Source organism: Acinetobacter sp. 1294243 (assembly GCF_000588015.1).
GTDB classification, from domain to species: domain Bacteria; phylum Pseudomonadota; class Gammaproteobacteria; order Pseudomonadales; family Moraxellaceae; genus Acinetobacter; species Acinetobacter pittii.
Genome location: NZ_JFXG01000002.1, coordinates 69,495 through 85,590 on the forward strand (window position 1 = coordinate 69,495; position 16,096 = coordinate 85,590).

Here is a 16,096-nt window from a genome sequence, read left to right on the forward strand (position 1 = left end):
AGTCTCTCAAAATTTTTCTTGATAAGGGCGTAAATCCAACTCATGTGTCCAGAGCTGAGGTGTTTGTTGGTAAAGCATCCAATAATTTTCTGCAATTGCATCAATATTAAGTCCGCCAGTGCCACGCGTAAGACGAGCTAACCGCCCCAGACCAAATAATGCTTTATTCACTCTATCGCCATCGACCATGCCATCAATAATCACATGAGCAATATGGATGCCTTGTGATTTATAGATTTGGGCTAGATTTAAGGCATAAGCTCTTAAGGCAGATTTTCCCATCGTAAAAGCTGCGAAAAAAGGTTTGCCGCGTAGAGACGCACTCGCTCCAGTAAAAATAAGCGTACCGTGATTTTGATCTTTAAAGATTTTTAGACAGCTTTGAGAAACTAAATAGGCCGATAAAAAAGTGGATTGCCACATTTGAGTAAAAAACGACAATGGGCTGCGTAAAAAGATGGAAGGAATATTTCCTCCCACATTATGAATGACAGCAGTAATACGCTCATTTTGACTTGTAATAGTGTCAAACAAGGCCTGTACTTGGTGTATATCTTCTGCATCTAAACGAAACGCTACAGCATCTCCACCATTGGAATGGATTTGGGCAGCCACTGCTTCAATTTTCTGGAAAGTACGTCCAGCAACATAGACTTTTAAGCCTTCTTTGGCGAAAAGACGACACACCGCTGCACCAATACCTTGTGATGCCCCGACGCCAATAACAACTGCACAATCTTGTGTCTTATCTGGTGTTGCTGATGTCATAGACGTTTCACCCTGTTTGTTTTTTATACCATAATGCAATAAACGGACGATTCAAAATTTCTTTACTAAATTTTTTACTGGTGCGGATCACTTCACCGAGTTGAGCAACTACAGCTATATCTGCAATGGTTTGGCTGTTTCCAACTAACCATTCACTTTGTGATAAAACCTGCTCAATACGGTCGAGATGTCGGATAAATTCTTCTTCAACATTTTCAGCTTTCATACGTCCTAAGCCTTGAAAGAATAGCTGCGTTTTTAACTCGGCTAAAATAAAACCTTTTACCATGGGCTTTTCATAAGCTGGACGACCAATGCTACTAATGCGAATCGCTTCTTCTAAAGCTTCTGAGTCATTTACGCGTAAATAGACTTCATAAAAATAAAGAGATTCATCTGCCCAATCTTCCCAAAGTTCAGCAAGCGCTTTTTGATTTGGATCTTCAGGGTAAAGCCGAGGTGTGTCTGGAAAGGCTTCATCTAGATAGCGCGCGATTCGAGTGCTGTCTTGAATCCTCTGACCGTTATGGTCAATGACAGGTACTTTGCCCACCTTACTTAGTAGAGGAACTTTCGCTCCAAGAATGCCGTTATAGTTAACTGTGTCAAATGGAATTCCTTTAAATTTCAAAACCCTTGAAATTTTTTGACAGAATGGGGAAATTTCCCATTGATGCAAAATAATATTCGACATTTATTCACCTTTATTTTTAATTGCCTTTTATCTAGTTCTTTTTTAGAACTAATCAATAAATATACAGAATACTTTTTTAAGTCAAACTGTTTTTGATGACGAATAAGTTCCGAAAGCTAAGAATTATTTGATTTTTATTATTTATATCTTAACAATTTTTAAGCAATATACTTTGAATTATAGGGAGCTCTGCTATAAAAAGAACTCCTCATATAAATTTGAAAGATTAATAAGTCACCGTAACGACAACACTATCAGAATAGACACCAGGTCTACTTGCGATGGCAGTGCCTTGCGGAATTTTTCCATACACTGTAGTCGTTTGAGCACTTCCTGTACCTGTTTTTGAGACTCCCCCTGTTCCCCCAACATTGGTTACGCCTCCCGTGGCATCCCATACCGTACTATAGTTAGAATCTTTATATAGCTGATAGGGAATAAATTCATTATTACTATTGATCATACGCCTAAAGCCTCCAGCAATACGGTTGTTTCCATCCCCTAAATAAATACTATATGGCGTTCCAAAATTACAGGTCGTATTCACTGCCCCTTGCGCTGTGTAATCACGCTTAGTCGTGCCAATATCATTAATATTGCCGAAATCTACAGTTGAGGTTGAGTTTAATTGGCACAGGCTTGGGACCACAAAGTTTGCTGTTAGCAATGTATCGCCTGAATCCCAGCCACCAAGTAAATCACCACATGACAAACCCAAAAGATCCATATCCCAATACAACCGAACCGAAGCCGTATATGTTCCTTGAGGGTATGCAATGAGAGACCCCGTTCGAGCTGGTACTTTTATATTTACCGAGTAACTCACAATATTATTTGATGCGACTGTTGCTACTGGGCCATACCACACATTGGAGGTTTGATTTGTGGTAGAAGACCCAGCTCCACCTACAGTTGCAGTAACCGTATACGGTAATGAAACACTGTTAATTGCATTTGTGGTTCCCGTAAATACGGTTTTCATACACATGAAATTAGAAATCTGGGGAAGTCCTAAATTCGTACAAGTAATTGTTCCTGAAAGGTTTACGGTTGCATCACTATTAATATTTGCTGCTGTGTAGGTAAAAGTGTTATTTGTGGTCCCACTTACCGTACAAGCTGCATGTGCCGGACTAAAAAATGCATAAACGAGATAAAATAAGCAAATGCCTACAAAATATTTTAAAAACAATGGAAAAAACTTATAGCTCTCTATTTGAGCCTTATTCATAATATTTAATGACATACATAAGGTCCCAATTTTTTAGTTGAGTACTGATTACTGTTATATGTGAAGTCAACTTGGCATGAACCATGATCTAGAAGATCGACTTCAAGTCTGTTTTGCTTTAAAAGATTTGGAATAAATACTTCACCATCGTAGCCAACCATCCCATCTTGCTGACCATTAATTCGAACGGCATAACCTGGCATTAACGGTGAATTGTTTTGATCAACAAGTTTCACTAATCCCGAAATGACCCGATGAGCACCGAAGTCAACCAAAGTTCCTTGACGGTAACCCACGACTGTTTTTTGATCTGTAGATTTAACATTCCAATTCAGAGGAAGATACGATGGATCTAAATAAATATGGTTCACTTGATATGGCATGAGACTAGGAATCAGAAACCTTCCAGACTTGTCAGTTTCTCCCAGATTAACACCGCCATTTATAATTTGGCTTTGTGGCCCGGCATTGGTCACAACTGCGTAGCCCTCTCCAATTTCATTGGCCGCAAAGATACGTCCCGCTGCCGCAACCAGTGATCCTGTCGCCGAAACTGCAACCTGATCATTATCCCCAAATCGGTTATATCACCCTGTCAGGTAAGCTGCTCGGGCACGGTAAGAGGCATAGACCGATGCATTGTTTTCATTGGCATCCTGATCTCTTTCAACATAGCCACCCCAGCCAAATGAACCAATTTGTGGTTCTGACAAACCGAATATTTCTTGGCGATACCGTAGGCTACCGCTGTCACTAGATACACTCGTGATCGCATTCACTTTACTGGACGGTGTATATCTCAACGCAAAGTAAACTCCATAGTCCTTATGGTTTTCATAATCTTTATACGCTGATGCATAAAAGCCCCAGTTCTTGTCCAGACTTCCACTTAAATTGGTAGACAGTAACTTGTAAGAGTTGTCGCTATATTTAATCTGGTTATAACCTAGATAAACCCCATAGCCTGCATAAAAATTATAGTTAACCCCTGCCCTAAAAATCTCATCTGCCAGTGCGCTGTAGTTCAGGTAGTTCTGTGACTCGGGATTAATCTGGTTCTCTTTTAAATATCTAACTTGAGATACACGGGCTAGGTCAAAATAGTTATCAAATACTTTGCGGTAACTGGTGTTAAATGAAATATTTTTACTAATGCGACCTTCTAAACCCAGCAAGGCAGAATAACCGTTTTCATCTTTATACTGGCTCGCTGCAATGTCGGCATTGATCACGCCAATCCCCAAAACATTTTTGGCAAATCCTGTGCCTAGGTTCGATAACCCATCTGTTGAAGCCTCTGCGCCACCGCTTAAGGTCAGTGAGTTACTGTAGCCGTATCGGATCGCACCCGAGGCAAAAGTGGCATCGTCATAATCATTTGAATAGAGTCCATAATTGTAGCGTGGAACCCCCACATCTACTGAAAACTCATTAATGCCTTTTGCCAGAATCTTCGATGAAAAATAGTACGGCTTTTTGGTAATGCTCTGCTGTCCCGTTGCATCGGTAGTCACCAGTGTGACTTCATTTCCCGAAATAAACGGAAGCTGTTTAATATCAAATGGACCAGATGGGACTAACCCTGAATAAATCTTTTGCTGGTTGACGTATAAGTCTAGGGTTGAAGGCAGTGCTGCCGAGCCGGAAAATTGCGGGAGTGCCGAGGTGACAATATCCCCGCGTTGACTATAAGCACTCGACCACTGAAAACCGGCAAGACGGACACTACTGCCCCAGTCTGGGCTATTGGAAATAAAGTCCCCTAGGGTATATATCCTGATCTTTTCAGGGTCGACATATTGCCACTTACTTTCTAAGCGCACCCACTTTTCATGGCTATAGCTAGTTTCATTACTACCGTTGTATAGAACGCCTGAAGAGAAGTTACCGATTAAGCTATTAAAGATCCCCTCAGCCGTACCTGAGAAAACGTTCTCATCATTGGTTATGGTGTTATACAGGCTGTAGTTCAGAATGGCTGCATTTAAGGGTTTCATCTTTAGCAATTGTGGGCTAGTGATCTGCTGGCCATTTAAGTCAACTGAGTAACCCGTTAACATGTTCGACGGAACTTTTAAGTTTAAAGACTGCTCATTTTCCAGATATTTAAACTGGATTCCGTTTAGATCATTAATACACACCCACTGGTTATCTGGGATATGTTCATCCATTTTTAATCTTAAAGTTTTTAAGGTACTAGAACGAATATATAGTTTTCCCTCCTTAGATTGCTTTACAGCAACCAAATCTTCAGAAGCATTTGAGTTAATCGAAATATTTAAAAATAGCTGGATGAAATTAAGATCTTGCTCCTGCTCATTCGTTCCTACTTGTGTATATTTACTATTGCTACCTACAGATTTAGGAACACTGGGAACTGCAGTATTCGTATGATCTAATAACTGTTCGGCAAAAGAATATGCAGGAAAATACGCAACACATAAGACACCTATAATGTATTTCATATAAGCCTCTTAAAGTGTGGTTTTCTTACCATTAACTGTTAGAGATACGCTGTATTTATGATTTGGTTGGTAGGTAAAGTTACTAATCGAGTAACTTTTCGACTTCTCCGCAAGAATATAACCATTCACAGTATTTACTTTAATCGGATAACTTTTATTCGCAGTTGTATCAACAAGCGTTAGACTATTTAACAGCGCATGTCGGTTACCTATATTGCTAATATTTAAAGAAGGTGTGTTCTGGTTAACATCAATTTTCCAACTCAGTTTGGTAATCGCATCTTTATTGACGACAAATACAGGTAATGATGAGCGAAGTAATACATTTACTCCCTGAGCTGCTTTACGGCTATCAATCGGTTTTGGTAACTCATCAATAATAATACGATAAGTTTTTTCACCAGAAATAGGTTCGGGGTTAATTCTAACTACACGTAAGTTATAAGAGTCACTAGGTTGTAGTTTTAAAAATGGTGGACTAACTACAATTTCATCCGTAGGGATTAACTGATCTTGACCAGCATTTTGTCTCCATTCAAATACACGCACCTGCAAATCAGCACTTTCATTTGACTGGTTATATAAACTAATTGAAGCAGCATTTTGATTACTTAATATTTCTACATTTACAGGTGAAAGACGGATTGTTGCGGCGTTAATAGAGCTAGATAAAGATAAGAATAATCCCGTAATAATAAAAATATTTTTTTTCATGATTTGCTCAAATATACATTTTTAATGTATTAGCCCTTTCAAAAGGGCTAACGTAATTCTAATTTATGCAAATTAATAAGTTACCGTTACAGTCACACTGTCAACATAGCTACCTGCACTTGGTAAAGTTGTTCCTGCAGGAATACGACCATATACATTTACAGTTTGAACATTACCCGTTCCGGTTCCACTGTAGGCAGTCGTTGCAATACCAATTGCTGTGGCACGTCCTGTGTCAGAGAAAAGGTTGTAAGGAATATATTCGTTGCTAGTCGCCCCGCCGATCATGCGACGTTGGGTTGATAAAACATTCTGACCACCATCAAATGACAAAGTCCATGGCACAGTATTATTACAAAGGACTTTAATTGAGGTACCACCAGTTGTTGTGGTATCTGCATCAACATTGCCAGCAAGTGAACTTAATGTACCAAAATCTAAAACGGCATTTGTTGTCGTGCCAGTTGCAGAGGTATTCAATACACAACTATTCGTTACTGCTGCTCTAACAGTTAATGTACCTGTTGCTGTAGCTGCATTTGCTGCATTAAGAGAAAATACTCCTGCAACAACTGCTGATAAATAAATAAAAGTCTTTTTCATGGCCAAAACCTTTTAAACTAAATTGTCGAATTAATAGATATAAAAAATTTAACCCTTATTCTTACAATCATTTTTATTTGACTGCTCTTTTAAAGCTTATTTTTTTATCCTACTTTCCAACATAATACATAAAAATAAATAAAATGCATGTTCACGTTATTATTTTAATTTCTAATCAATAAAACAAATTTACCTAAACCTATCTTACGGATACAAAAAAACAATAATTATAAAATTTAAGTTTTTGATTTAAATAAATTTAATAAAATTTTAAAAAAAATTATTTATTTAAATTTAAATAAATATGTCAAAAAATTATCAAACTTTATGAAATTAAATTCTATTTACATAAGTACTTAGTTATTTCCTGACTATACTTTTAATAGTAATTTTATATTATTACTTAAAAGTTTATCTCCAACAAAGTATTCAAGATTATAATTTATATGAAAATAAAATGATAAAACTTGATCTACAGATGAACTATAACAAGGATAGTTTTATTTATTTTAAAACTTGAAGAGCTATGAGATATAAAAAATAAAGGCCTCTTTAGAGACCTTTATTTAGTAATTTTAAATAATTAAACGCTCAGCATACTATTTAAGGTTTCAGAAACATTTTTCGATTTCACTTTAGGCTGCAATGCTTTTAAAGCTTGTTGAACTTGTGTTCGCTGAGGCTCTGCAAGCGTATACCAGCGAGATAACACCTGTAACAGACGTGAACCTAAAATCGGGTTTTTCTCGTCAAGATATTCTGCAAGATTAATAAAGTGAGCGACACCAAAGCCCCAAGTATTTTCAGGATTATTTGACAAGCCACCACTTACCGCACGAATACGATTTGGAGTTGTTAAATCATAGTCAGGATGTTGAGTTAAGTACTCGATTGTTTCTGTTGTCGCATTTGGGTTTGCAGCCTGAATCATAAACCACTGGTCTAAAGACAAGGCTTCATCTTTAAAGCGATCATAGAAATCAGCAAGTGCCTCTTGAGCTTGAGGTGCGTTTTGCCAAACCAATACACGTAGCGCACCTAAACGCTCAGACATATTGCCTGTGTTTTGGTATTGAACATGCGCTAATTCAAATGCACTTTGATCGCCTTGACGAGCCATCATCAGCAGCATGATATTTTTTAATGCACGAACACCCATCGCTAAAGAGAATTCTTTTTGCAAATCTGGGTCAAGTGTAAGGTAGGTATCTTTCCAAAACGCACCCAACTCTTGTGCCAAACGATTCAGTAAAGCTTCACGTTTTACATGAATATCGGCTGGTACATAGTTCTGATCAATACGACTACCCAAATAACCTTCACTTGGTACATCAAACAAACGTGATGCTAAAAGCGGGTCGCGACCAACCAACTCAGGCAAAGTACTTTGAATAGCTTGAATGTATGCATCTGCAGAATGGTCTTCTAGCAAAATACGCTCAAGCAAGGTTTGCGTTGCTTGCCATTGGTTAAAGCCGTTGGTTTCGTGTTGAATTAAGAATGCTAATTCTTCATCACTGTAATCAAATACAAGATTTACAGGTGCAGAGAAATTACGTAGTAGTGAAACAACAGGTTGCTCAGTTACCCCTGTAAACTCAATAGTTGCCTCATCTTGATCAAACAAGTACACGCCATCTTTAACATCATTTACGAATAGACTGTTACTGTGCAATGTATATTGTTCCCCTGTTTGAGCGTTAAAAAGCGCTAAAGCAACAGGAATTGGAACAGCTTTTAAGTTTGGATATTTCGGATGCGCTTTTAGGCTTTGTTTAAAGCTTAAACGGTAAGTTTGTGCTGTTGCATCGTACTCACCTTTTGCTTCAAGCTTTGGCGTACCTGGTTGGTTATACCAAGTTAAGAATGCAGATAAATCAACACCTGAACCCGCAGATAATGCAGCAACCCAGTCTTCTACTGTTACGGCTTGTCCATCATGACGGCGGAAATATTCATCGGTTCCTTGACGGTATTTTTCTTTACCGAGTAAGGTCGACATCATGCGGTTAATTTCCGCACCTTTTTCATAGACTGTCGCTGTATAGAAGTTATTAATTTCTACAAAGTGATCTGGGCGTGGTGGATGCGACAATGGACCAGCATCTTCAGGGAATTGATGCGATTTAAGTACAGCGACATCATCAATACGTTGAACTGCAGCAGATTGTAAATCTTCAGAGAAAGACTGGTCACGGAAAACCGTTAAACCTTCTTTTAAGCACAGCTGGAACCAGTCACGGCAAGTAATACGGTTACCTGTCCAGTTATGGAAATATTCATGCGCAATCACAGACTGTACTCGCATAATGGCTGCATCAGTTGTGTACTCTTCATCGGCAAGCACGCATGAGGTATTAAAGATGTTTAAACCTTTATTTTCCATGGCACCCATGTTGAACTGGCTAACAGCAACAATCATATAGTTATCGAGGTCATAAGCACGACCGTAGTGTTCTTCATCCCAACGCATTGAATGCTTTAATGCTTCCATTGCGATATGGCATTTTGGAATGTCTTTCTCGATTGCATAGATTTCTAAAGCAACATCGCGCCCTTCAGACGTCGTATAGCGGTCTTTAAGAACAGCTAAATCACCAATAACACAAGCAAACAAGTAGCTTGGTTTTTTAGTCGGGTCTTGCCAGATCGCAAAGTGGCGGTTTTCACCTACCTCACCTGTTTCAAGCAAATTACCATTGGCAAGTAACACTGGATATTTTTTGTCGGCTTCTACACGTGTCGTAAAGACTGAAAGTACATCTGGACGGTCTGGATAGAACGTGATTTTGCGGAAGCCTTCAGGTTCATTCTGGGTTACAAACAACTCATCTGCTTTATACAAACCTTCAAGCTGAGTGTTGGTTTCAGGATGAATAATCACTTGAGTTTGTAAAATGACTTCATCTGGTGCATCAGTGATCACCAGTTGTTCACTATCGAGTGAATATTGTGCAGGATTAAGATCTTGACCATTGAGCTGAATAGATTGCAACTCAAGATCACGACCTAATAATACCAAGTCTCCAGCAGTTTGACGCTTCATGACTAATGTTGAATCAACAATTGTTTTATCGTCATATACTTGAATATCAAGATTAATGGATTCAACCAAGAATGAAGGTTTTTGATAATCTTTTAAATAAACTGTTTGATCTGCCTGAACTGGAGGCTGCGCCGCAATATTCATCTTTATTCCTTATATACTTTTCGGAAACCGTAGTACGAATTTTATGAACTTGATCATACACATTCATACATACCGTGTTTGTTTACCTTTATAAAATTAATGGGACTTCATTTATACATTTCAAATTAGAATCGTCTTTTATTAGCACAGATTAGACCAAATTTACGATAATCGTTGCTTATATAATCAATCTATACAATAAAAATAAAACAACTTCAGCTTTTAACATTTTTTAGAGTCAGCTTACATTTTGGGCATGGTTCTTGCCTTCACTAATACACCAATATAAATATTTCAATCAGAACAAGAGGTGTCAGTATGGAATTAAAAGCACATTTTCATCGTTTAGAAAATATTAAAGCGATTCATGATCTAAACGCAGCAGGTCTCGATCACCATGTGATTGCGGTGTTTTTATCTGCAGAAGGTATTTCAATGACTGCTCAGGAGGTAACTTCTATCGTCAATACTTACGACGCTTTAGGTAAAGTAAAATTACCAAGTAAAAAAGTGCAGGCACTTATTAATGCCAAAAAGCTTGGACAGAATGATGAGAGCTTGCCGTGCCCTGTTTAATCTTAACTTTTAGTCTGTTATGAAAACCTAAAATCAAAATAAAGATTTTAGGTTTTCTATTTTGCACCAAACAAAAAGACAATCTCAGCTATCGGCAATGTGGCTGTGTATAATAGCTCTATCCTGACTAATTTATGCATTCGGAGCGAAATGGCCTTACAAATTCTACAGAAACAGCTAGATGAAAGTAGCCATTGTCCTCTCTGCCAAGCTTCAATGTACTGGGTAGATGCCGAGCAATTTGAGCAAGACATTCAGTTTCATGAATGCAGTCATTGTCAGCACCGTGTATTTAAAGATACGAAAATGACTTGTCATTGTGAAACATGCACAAAACAACGGAAAAAGCTTTTACAGCAAACACGCCTACAAGAACAACGCCAGTTTAAGTCAAAAGAGCAACCTCAACGTAGTCTGGAACAGCTCAGTTTTTTGCATAAACTTTTTTTACTCAGCCTGCTCGACGACTATGCACGAGACGATGTTGCTCATGACGAATATATTCACTGGGACAAAATTAAATATCATTCTATTACCCCGAACTGGATTTTTCAAAACTATCTGATTAAACAACTCCATAAAGATGGAATTTTAAACGCCCAAGATCAAGCTGATGAACCTCAGTGCTTTTATTTAAATATTCGCTTGGACGGTTATAGTGACCCAAGTTTATTTAGTGTAGCTCAGCAACTACGCCACTGGTTTTATGAAAATTTAAGTCTTGGTATTCCGTTTCGTAGTGCCGATGAAGTAAAAGACGTACTTTTTCAGGTGCTCTATCAAGAGATTATTCAGTTTATGCAGTTCTATTGCCGAACTTGGGGCATTCAAATTGCAGGAAGCTCTAATTTTCAAACTTTTTGCTATCGTTTAATGGATTCATTGGCAATTGGTCAGATTTATTATTTAATTCAAACCGCGCTCGAATATCTTTATAAACAGAAAGCCCTACAGCCGCGTAATGAAAAATTTATTAACACCAATTTGTTAAAGAAAACCTTAGAGCAATATCGCGAGAGAGCCTTAGCTGAAAAGTGGGAAACCTCAATGTTGCCTCGTCCTCACAATATTCCCTACAGTAAAATGAGTTATATTTTACTTAACCGCTTCTTAGGTTACGACGAACAGATCTTTGTACAACCTGTCTGGAAAGCATGGCGAAAAATTGAACCTCGATTAAACTTTTATTCAGTTAAACGTTGTATGCATTGTGGTTCAAACGATTTAAGTGTTGATTATGATGCGGCAGATTATGTTTCTTTGATTTGCCAAAGATGTAAGCATCAAGATCATTATTTTACTCACTAAATCTACAACCACTTTGGCTTAATAAGGATAATAACATGACATCAGCATCGACTTTGATTGAGCAGGTAATTGACGCTTGGCAAAACATGCAGGCAAAGACGCCTCTTGTGCAATGCATTACCAATAGCGTCGCGGCCAACTATACAGCCAATGTTTTACTTGCTTCTGGTGCTTCACCTGCCATGATTGATAATCCTTATGAAGCAGAAAGTTTTACCAAAATTTCATCGGCTTTAAGCATTAATTTGGGCACACCTACTTCAGAGCAAATGCAAGCCATGCAAATATCTGCCAAGACTGCACAGCTCAATGGCATTCCATGGGTGCTTGATCCAGTCGGCTATGGACCAATTTTAGCTTGGCGTAGTCAAATGACAGACGAGCTTTTACAGTTCAAGCCAAGCATTATTCGTGGTAATGCTTCAGAAATTAGTACACTTGCAGGCAACCAAGTTCAATCTAAAGGTGTGGATAGTACTTTAAGCAGTGATCAAGCCTATCAACAGGCTTATGCACTATTAGCACATACGGACTGTATCGCTATTTCAGGTGAGTCAGATTATATTTTGTCTAAAGAATTAGACATTGTGATTCAAGTAAACGGCGGAAGTCCTTTACAGCCCAAAATCACAGCAACTGGTTGTGCTTTGGGTGCGCTAATCGCAGCATATAGTGCTGTGACGACACCAACAATTGCTGCTCTTTCTGCTCATGTTCATTTTGCGATTGCGGGTAAACTTGCTGCAAATCAAGCGCAAACTATGGGAAGTTTTAGCACCATCTTTATGGATTACATCCACATGCTAGATGACAACTTGATTGAGCAATATGCAGATATTAAGCTTTTAGAGATACAGGCATAATCTAGGTTATACCTGTATCACGCTAGACTCACTTTAAAAGTAAGTAGATTTCTGTTCATTCGATAGCACTACTTTTACATAGTGCTAATCGCTATTCTTGATCGAAATTGCGCTTTTTAGTGTTATACAACTTGCTTGAAATAATCTTCTCTTGGCATATCGACAAGCTCAACGCACAATTGAATTTCTTTATTAAACTCTTGTTGTAGATATTTTTTATTACTAAGCGCCGCTAATAACTGCTCACCCATAAGCTGTTTTTGTTCAGCCGTTCTTCCCGACAAAATGTAGGCTTTTACATGAATATAGGCTTGATCAGCTCCCAAACCTATGAGGAAAACATCATCTTTACGCGCACGGCTTTTAATGTCTTCTGGACTAAATAGCTCTGTTTCAATCAGTGTGGTATTAATTTCTTCAAGTAATTGTTTTGCGTTTAATCCAGTTAAATTTTCTGAATAATCAACTACAACGTGCGGCATAGCCACCTCAATTTATATAATAAGTCATTAAGCGAATTAAACTTTATTCAATAAATAATAAAGCTAATCGGACCTGATCATATCCCATTCGAGGGCTGGTTGCTTCAACAATTGGTCTTAGTTTGATCGAACCATCATCAGAAAAATGATCTGGATTTTGACGCTTTTTCAGCTTCTTATAAATTTTACGAATTTCTTCGACCACCTCTTCACCCGGATGGGCAACCGAAATATCCAGCTTTTGCTCTTTATGCAGTCGAGCCAAATGATTAATAATCGTCGCTGGGGTTAAACCACGTTCATGCGCGATGTCTTCAATCTCATAGCCTTCTTCAAACAGCACACGTGTCTCATCTAAAGTTGCCGTAGCATAATTTTGCTTGCCACCTTTTGCGAGTTTCTTCTCATTACGAGAAATCTCAGTTTCATTCAACGTGCCGCCACAGTGACGAATAAATGCTTTATGTTGAGCCGTTAAATCTACATCTGCAAAGTTATCTTCGGCTTCTTTTGAAAGCTCTTGGAAACGGCGATCGGCTTTGACAGCTAAACTATCTAACTCTAAAGCTTGCTCGTTAATCCCTAATAGCTTTAACCCAGTTAAAGATTTTAAGCGCGACAATGCAACATAACCCTGACCTTTTTCAAAGGTGTTCATGAGGTTAATTTCAGCGGCTTCTAAAGTCATCCCTTGGCTTTTATGAATAGTAATCGCCCACGCTAAACGAAGCGGAATTTGCTGAAAACTTGCAATCACTTTGCCTGCTTCATTTTCAACGGACCAAGTTTCAGGAGCAACCAGCAAAGTCGTGCCATCAGTCAGTTTTACTTTCGGCAGTAAGCCATTTTCGTCATCTTCCTCAAAGCCGATGACTTCACCCAAACTTCCGTTGATATAGCCCATATCAAAGTTATTTTTTACAAACATGACTTTGGCATGCTTTTTAAGTGTGAGTTCTTCTGGCGCACGCACTGAAGATTTTAAAGTTTCTAATAACTTTTCATTACCATCTAAAACAGCATTGAATTGATGCCCTTCATTATCAATTTCATTTAAGTGCTGATAGTTGATGTTATCGACATCCATATTGTGTGTATAAAGACGAGTAAAGGTCTCACCAATATCATGTGCTCGTGATTGACGCAGTGCTTGCAAATGATCTGCTTGAATATTTTGCGCGCGAATAGCGTTTAAAATCTGATTCAGAATTTCATCATCTTGACGGTGTTGTTCTGTTAAATAACATACGCGGAATTTGGCTTCGACCCATGCATCTGACATAAAGCAGAACTTGTCACGATTGGCTTCACCATTACGTCCTACAGGCGGCAACTGGAAGAAATCTCCAGCCACAATGACTTGAATACCACCGAATGCTTCGTCGCTTTCTTTAAAATATTTTAGGACTTGATTGACCAGATTGAGCTGCTTCGCATGTAGCATCGAGATTTCATCAATTACAAGAACTTGCGCATTTTCAAGGTGTTCCTTGAGATATTTACGCTCTTTCATGCGTTTTAGATCGTCGTCAGTTAACAGATCTTTAATGCCAATGCCAGCCCAGGTATGAATGGTCATACCGTTCATATGTGTTGCTGCAATACCTGTAGATGCCGTAATTGCCACAGGCACTTTACGTGCTTTTAAGTATTGGATGTACTGATTAAGTGTATAGGTTTTCCCTGCACCAGCCGAACCGGTTAAAAAGACATTTTCACCTGCTTTAAGCAGTTTAAGCGCAGTTTCCTGTTTCATAATCTCATATGTACATCTTCAACAGCCCATAGCTTAACGATTTTCCCGAAAAATTTAAATGAATGTGCCAAACTTTCTAAAAAGCACATATAAATCAATAATTAAAAACAAAATAATATTTGGTAGGTTTTTGGTAGGTAGGAAAATAAACTTCACATCACAATACTAAGGCCATGGTGAGGCTCACCTGTAATAACAAACAATGGATTTATGGAAGAAGGAATCACTCCATGGCTTTTAAAAATATTGCAGATCAAACAAACGGTTTTTATATTCCATGCGTATCACTCTTTGGACCAGGATGTGCTAAAGAAATTGGTACAAAGGCACAAAACCTCGGCGCAAAAAAAGCATTAATTGTGACCGATGAAGGCTTATTTAAATTTGGTGTTGCAGATCTTATCGCAAACTATTTAACTGAAGCAGGCGTTGCAAGCCATATATTCCCAGGCGCAGAACCTAACCCAACCGATATTAATGTTCATAATGGCGTAAATGCCTATAACGACAATGGCTGTGACTTTATTGTGTCTTTAGGTGGCGGTTCATCTCACGACTGTGCAAAAGGGATTGGTTTAGTCACTGCGGGTGGTGGTCATATTCGTGACTACGAAGGCATCGATAAAAGTAAAGTACCAATGACGCCATTGATTGCAGTGAATACAACGGCTGGTACGGCATCTGAAATGACTCGTTTCTGTATTATTACCAATACTGATACTCACGTAAAAATGGCGATTGTTGACTGGCGTTGTACTCCACTTATCGCGATCGATGATCCGAAACTCATGATTGCAAAACCGGCTGGTTTAACCGCTGCAACAGGTATGGATGCATTAACCCATGCAGTTGAAGCATATGTTTCTACGGCGGCAAACCCAATTACTGATGCGTGTGCAGAAAAAGCGATTACGATGATTAGCCAGTGGTTACAACCTGCTGTCGCAAATGGTGAAAACATTGAAGCGCGTGATGCGATGAGCTATGCACAATATTTGGCTGGCATGGCATTTAACAATGCATCTTTAGGTTATGTTCACGCAATGGCGCACCAGTTAGGCGGTTTCTACAACCTACCGCACGGTGTATGTAATGCAATCTTGTTACCACACGTTTGTGAATTTAACTTAATTGCTTGCCCAGATCGTTACGCAAAAATCGCAGAGTTAATGGGTGTAAGAACTCACGGATTAACAGTGATGGAAGCTGCGTATGCTGCAATTGAGGCCATTCGTAAACTGTCTTCATCAATTGGTATTCCATCTGGCTTAACCGAGCTTGGTGTAAAAACTGAAGACCTTGCGGTGATGGCCGATAATGCTCAAAAAGATGCATGTATGCTCACCAACCCTCGTAAAGCAAATCATGCACAAGTTGTAGAGATTTTCAAAGCAGCACTTTAATACTGATGTAATGGCATATCCCTCTAGTAAGTCAAATCCCTCC

At 38.6% G+C, this 16,096-nt stretch carries 12 protein-coding genes and 1 pseudogene; 4 read left to right on the plus strand and 9 right to left on the minus strand.

The features are described from left to right. Positions 1-6: 6 nt before the first annotated feature. The 7 genes and pseudogenes from J655_RS08025 to pepN form a co-directional block, all read right to left on the minus strand. Entirely contained in the window at positions 7-768 is a 762-nt protein-coding gene (locus J655_RS08025; protein ID WP_032052241.1) for an SDR family NAD(P)-dependent oxidoreductase, read from the minus strand. 7 nt (positions 769-775) lie between these two features. After that, positions 776-1,462: a glutathione S-transferase family protein gene (locus tag J655_RS08030; RefSeq protein WP_014207075.1), complete on the minus strand. Its 687-nt coding sequence runs from the start codon at positions 1,460-1,462 to the stop codon at positions 776-778. Between the two features lie 226 nt (positions 1,463-1,688). After that, positions 1,689-2,708: a spore coat U domain-containing protein gene (locus tag J655_RS08035; protein WP_032052242.1), complete on the minus strand. Its 1,020-nt coding sequence runs from the start codon at positions 2,706-2,708 to the stop codon at positions 1,689-1,691. Beyond that, a pseudogene (locus tag J655_RS0104250) lies at positions 2,699-5,158 on the minus strand (fimbria/pilus outer membrane usher protein). The gene J655_RS08035 and the pseudogene J655_RS0104250 overlap by 10 nt, the downstream one beginning before the upstream one ends. A gap of 9 nt (positions 5,159-5,167) precedes the next feature. After that, complete coding sequence (locus J655_RS08040) at positions 5,168-5,872, minus strand: molecular chaperone (protein ID WP_032052243.1); 705 nt, start codon at positions 5,870-5,872, stop codon at positions 5,168-5,170. A 72-nt stretch (positions 5,873-5,944) separates the two neighbouring features. After that, positions 5,945-6,481, minus strand: coding sequence for a spore coat U domain-containing protein (locus J655_RS08045; RefSeq protein ID WP_197970769.1), 537 nt, complete (start codon positions 6,479-6,481; stop codon positions 5,945-5,947). A 577-nt stretch (positions 6,482-7,058) separates the two neighbouring features. Then, on the minus strand, positions 7,059-9,665 hold the full coding sequence (pepN, locus tag J655_RS08050) for an aminopeptidase N (protein ID WP_032005534.1): 2,607 nt from the start codon (positions 9,663-9,665) through the stop codon (positions 7,059-7,061). Positions 9,666-9,983: 318 nt separating this feature from the next. On the opposite strand from pepN, the gene J655_RS08055 reads away from it, so the two are divergent. From J655_RS08055 to thiM, 3 genes are all read left to right on the plus strand, one after another. Further along, positions 9,984-10,241 carry a hypothetical protein gene (locus tag J655_RS08055; protein ID WP_002119338.1) on the plus strand — a complete coding sequence of 86 codons (258 nt, stop codon included), beginning with the start codon at positions 9,984-9,986 and terminating at the stop codon, positions 10,239-10,241. A 150-nt stretch (positions 10,242-10,391) separates the two neighbouring features. Next, entirely contained in the window at positions 10,392-11,549 is a 1,158-nt protein-coding gene (locus J655_RS08060; RefSeq protein WP_017480886.1) for a hypothetical protein, read from the plus strand. A gap of 35 nt (positions 11,550-11,584) precedes the next feature. Further along, complete coding sequence (gene thiM, locus J655_RS08065; protein WP_017480885.1) at positions 11,585-12,412, plus strand: hydroxyethylthiazole kinase; 828 nt, start codon at positions 11,585-11,587, stop codon at positions 12,410-12,412. A gap of 122 nt (positions 12,413-12,534) precedes the next feature. Here thiM and J655_RS08070 read toward each other — a convergent pair whose 3' ends face one another. Beyond that, positions 12,535-12,894 (minus strand): 5-carboxymethyl-2-hydroxymuconate Delta-isomerase, encoded by a 360-nt coding sequence (locus tag J655_RS08070; RefSeq protein WP_017480884.1) that lies wholly within the window; start codon positions 12,892-12,894, stop codon positions 12,535-12,537. 43 nt (positions 12,895-12,937) lie between these two features. Next, positions 12,938-14,650, minus strand: a complete 1,713-nt coding sequence (locus J655_RS08075; RefSeq protein ID WP_005073697.1) for an AAA family ATPase — start codon at positions 14,648-14,650, stop codon at positions 12,938-12,940. Positions 14,651-14,880: 230 nt separating this feature from the next. Between J655_RS08075 and mdh the strand changes: the two genes are divergently transcribed. Continuing rightward, positions 14,881-16,053: an iron-dependent methanol dehydrogenase gene (gene mdh / locus J655_RS08080; RefSeq protein ID WP_032005529.1), complete on the plus strand. Its 1,173-nt coding sequence runs from the start codon at positions 14,881-14,883 to the stop codon at positions 16,051-16,053. Positions 16,054-16,096 lie beyond the last annotated feature (43 nt).

Excerpts from the sequence above, each read along its gene's own strand:
- J655_RS08025 (WP_032052241.1), bottom strand. The coding sequence starts at position 768 with ATGACATCAGCAACACCAGATAAGACACAAGATTGTGCAGTTGTTATT.
- J655_RS08030 (WP_014207075.1), bottom strand. The coding sequence starts at position 1,462 with ATGTCGAATATTATTTTGCATCAATGGGAAATTTCCCCATTCTGTCAA.
- J655_RS08035 (WP_032052242.1), bottom strand. The coding sequence starts at position 2,708 with ATGTCATTAAATATTATGAATAAGGCTCAAATAGAGAGCTATAAGTTT.
- J655_RS08040 (WP_032052243.1), bottom strand. The coding sequence starts at position 5,872 with ATGAAAAAAAATATTTTTATTATTACGGGATTATTCTTATCTTTATCT.
- pepN (WP_032005534.1), bottom strand. The coding sequence starts at position 9,665 with ATGAATATTGCGGCGCAGCCTCCAGTTCAGGCAGATCAAACAGTTTAT.
- J655_RS08055 (WP_002119338.1), top strand. The coding sequence starts at position 9,984 with ATGGAATTAAAAGCACATTTTCATCGTTTAGAAAATATTAAAGCGATT.
- J655_RS08060 (WP_017480886.1), top strand. The coding sequence starts at position 10,392 with ATGGCCTTACAAATTCTACAGAAACAGCTAGATGAAAGTAGCCATTGT.
- thiM (WP_017480885.1), top strand. The coding sequence starts at position 11,585 with ATGACATCAGCATCGACTTTGATTGAGCAGGTAATTGACGCTTGGCAA.
- J655_RS08070 (WP_017480884.1), bottom strand. The coding sequence starts at position 12,894 with ATGCCGCACGTTGTAGTTGATTATTCAGAAAATTTAACTGGATTAAAC.
- J655_RS08075 (WP_005073697.1), bottom strand. The coding sequence starts at position 14,650 with ATGAAACAGGAAACTGCGCTTAAACTGCTTAAAGCAGGTGAAAATGTC.
- mdh (WP_032005529.1), top strand. The coding sequence starts at position 14,881 with ATGGCTTTTAAAAATATTGCAGATCAAACAAACGGTTTTTATATTCCA.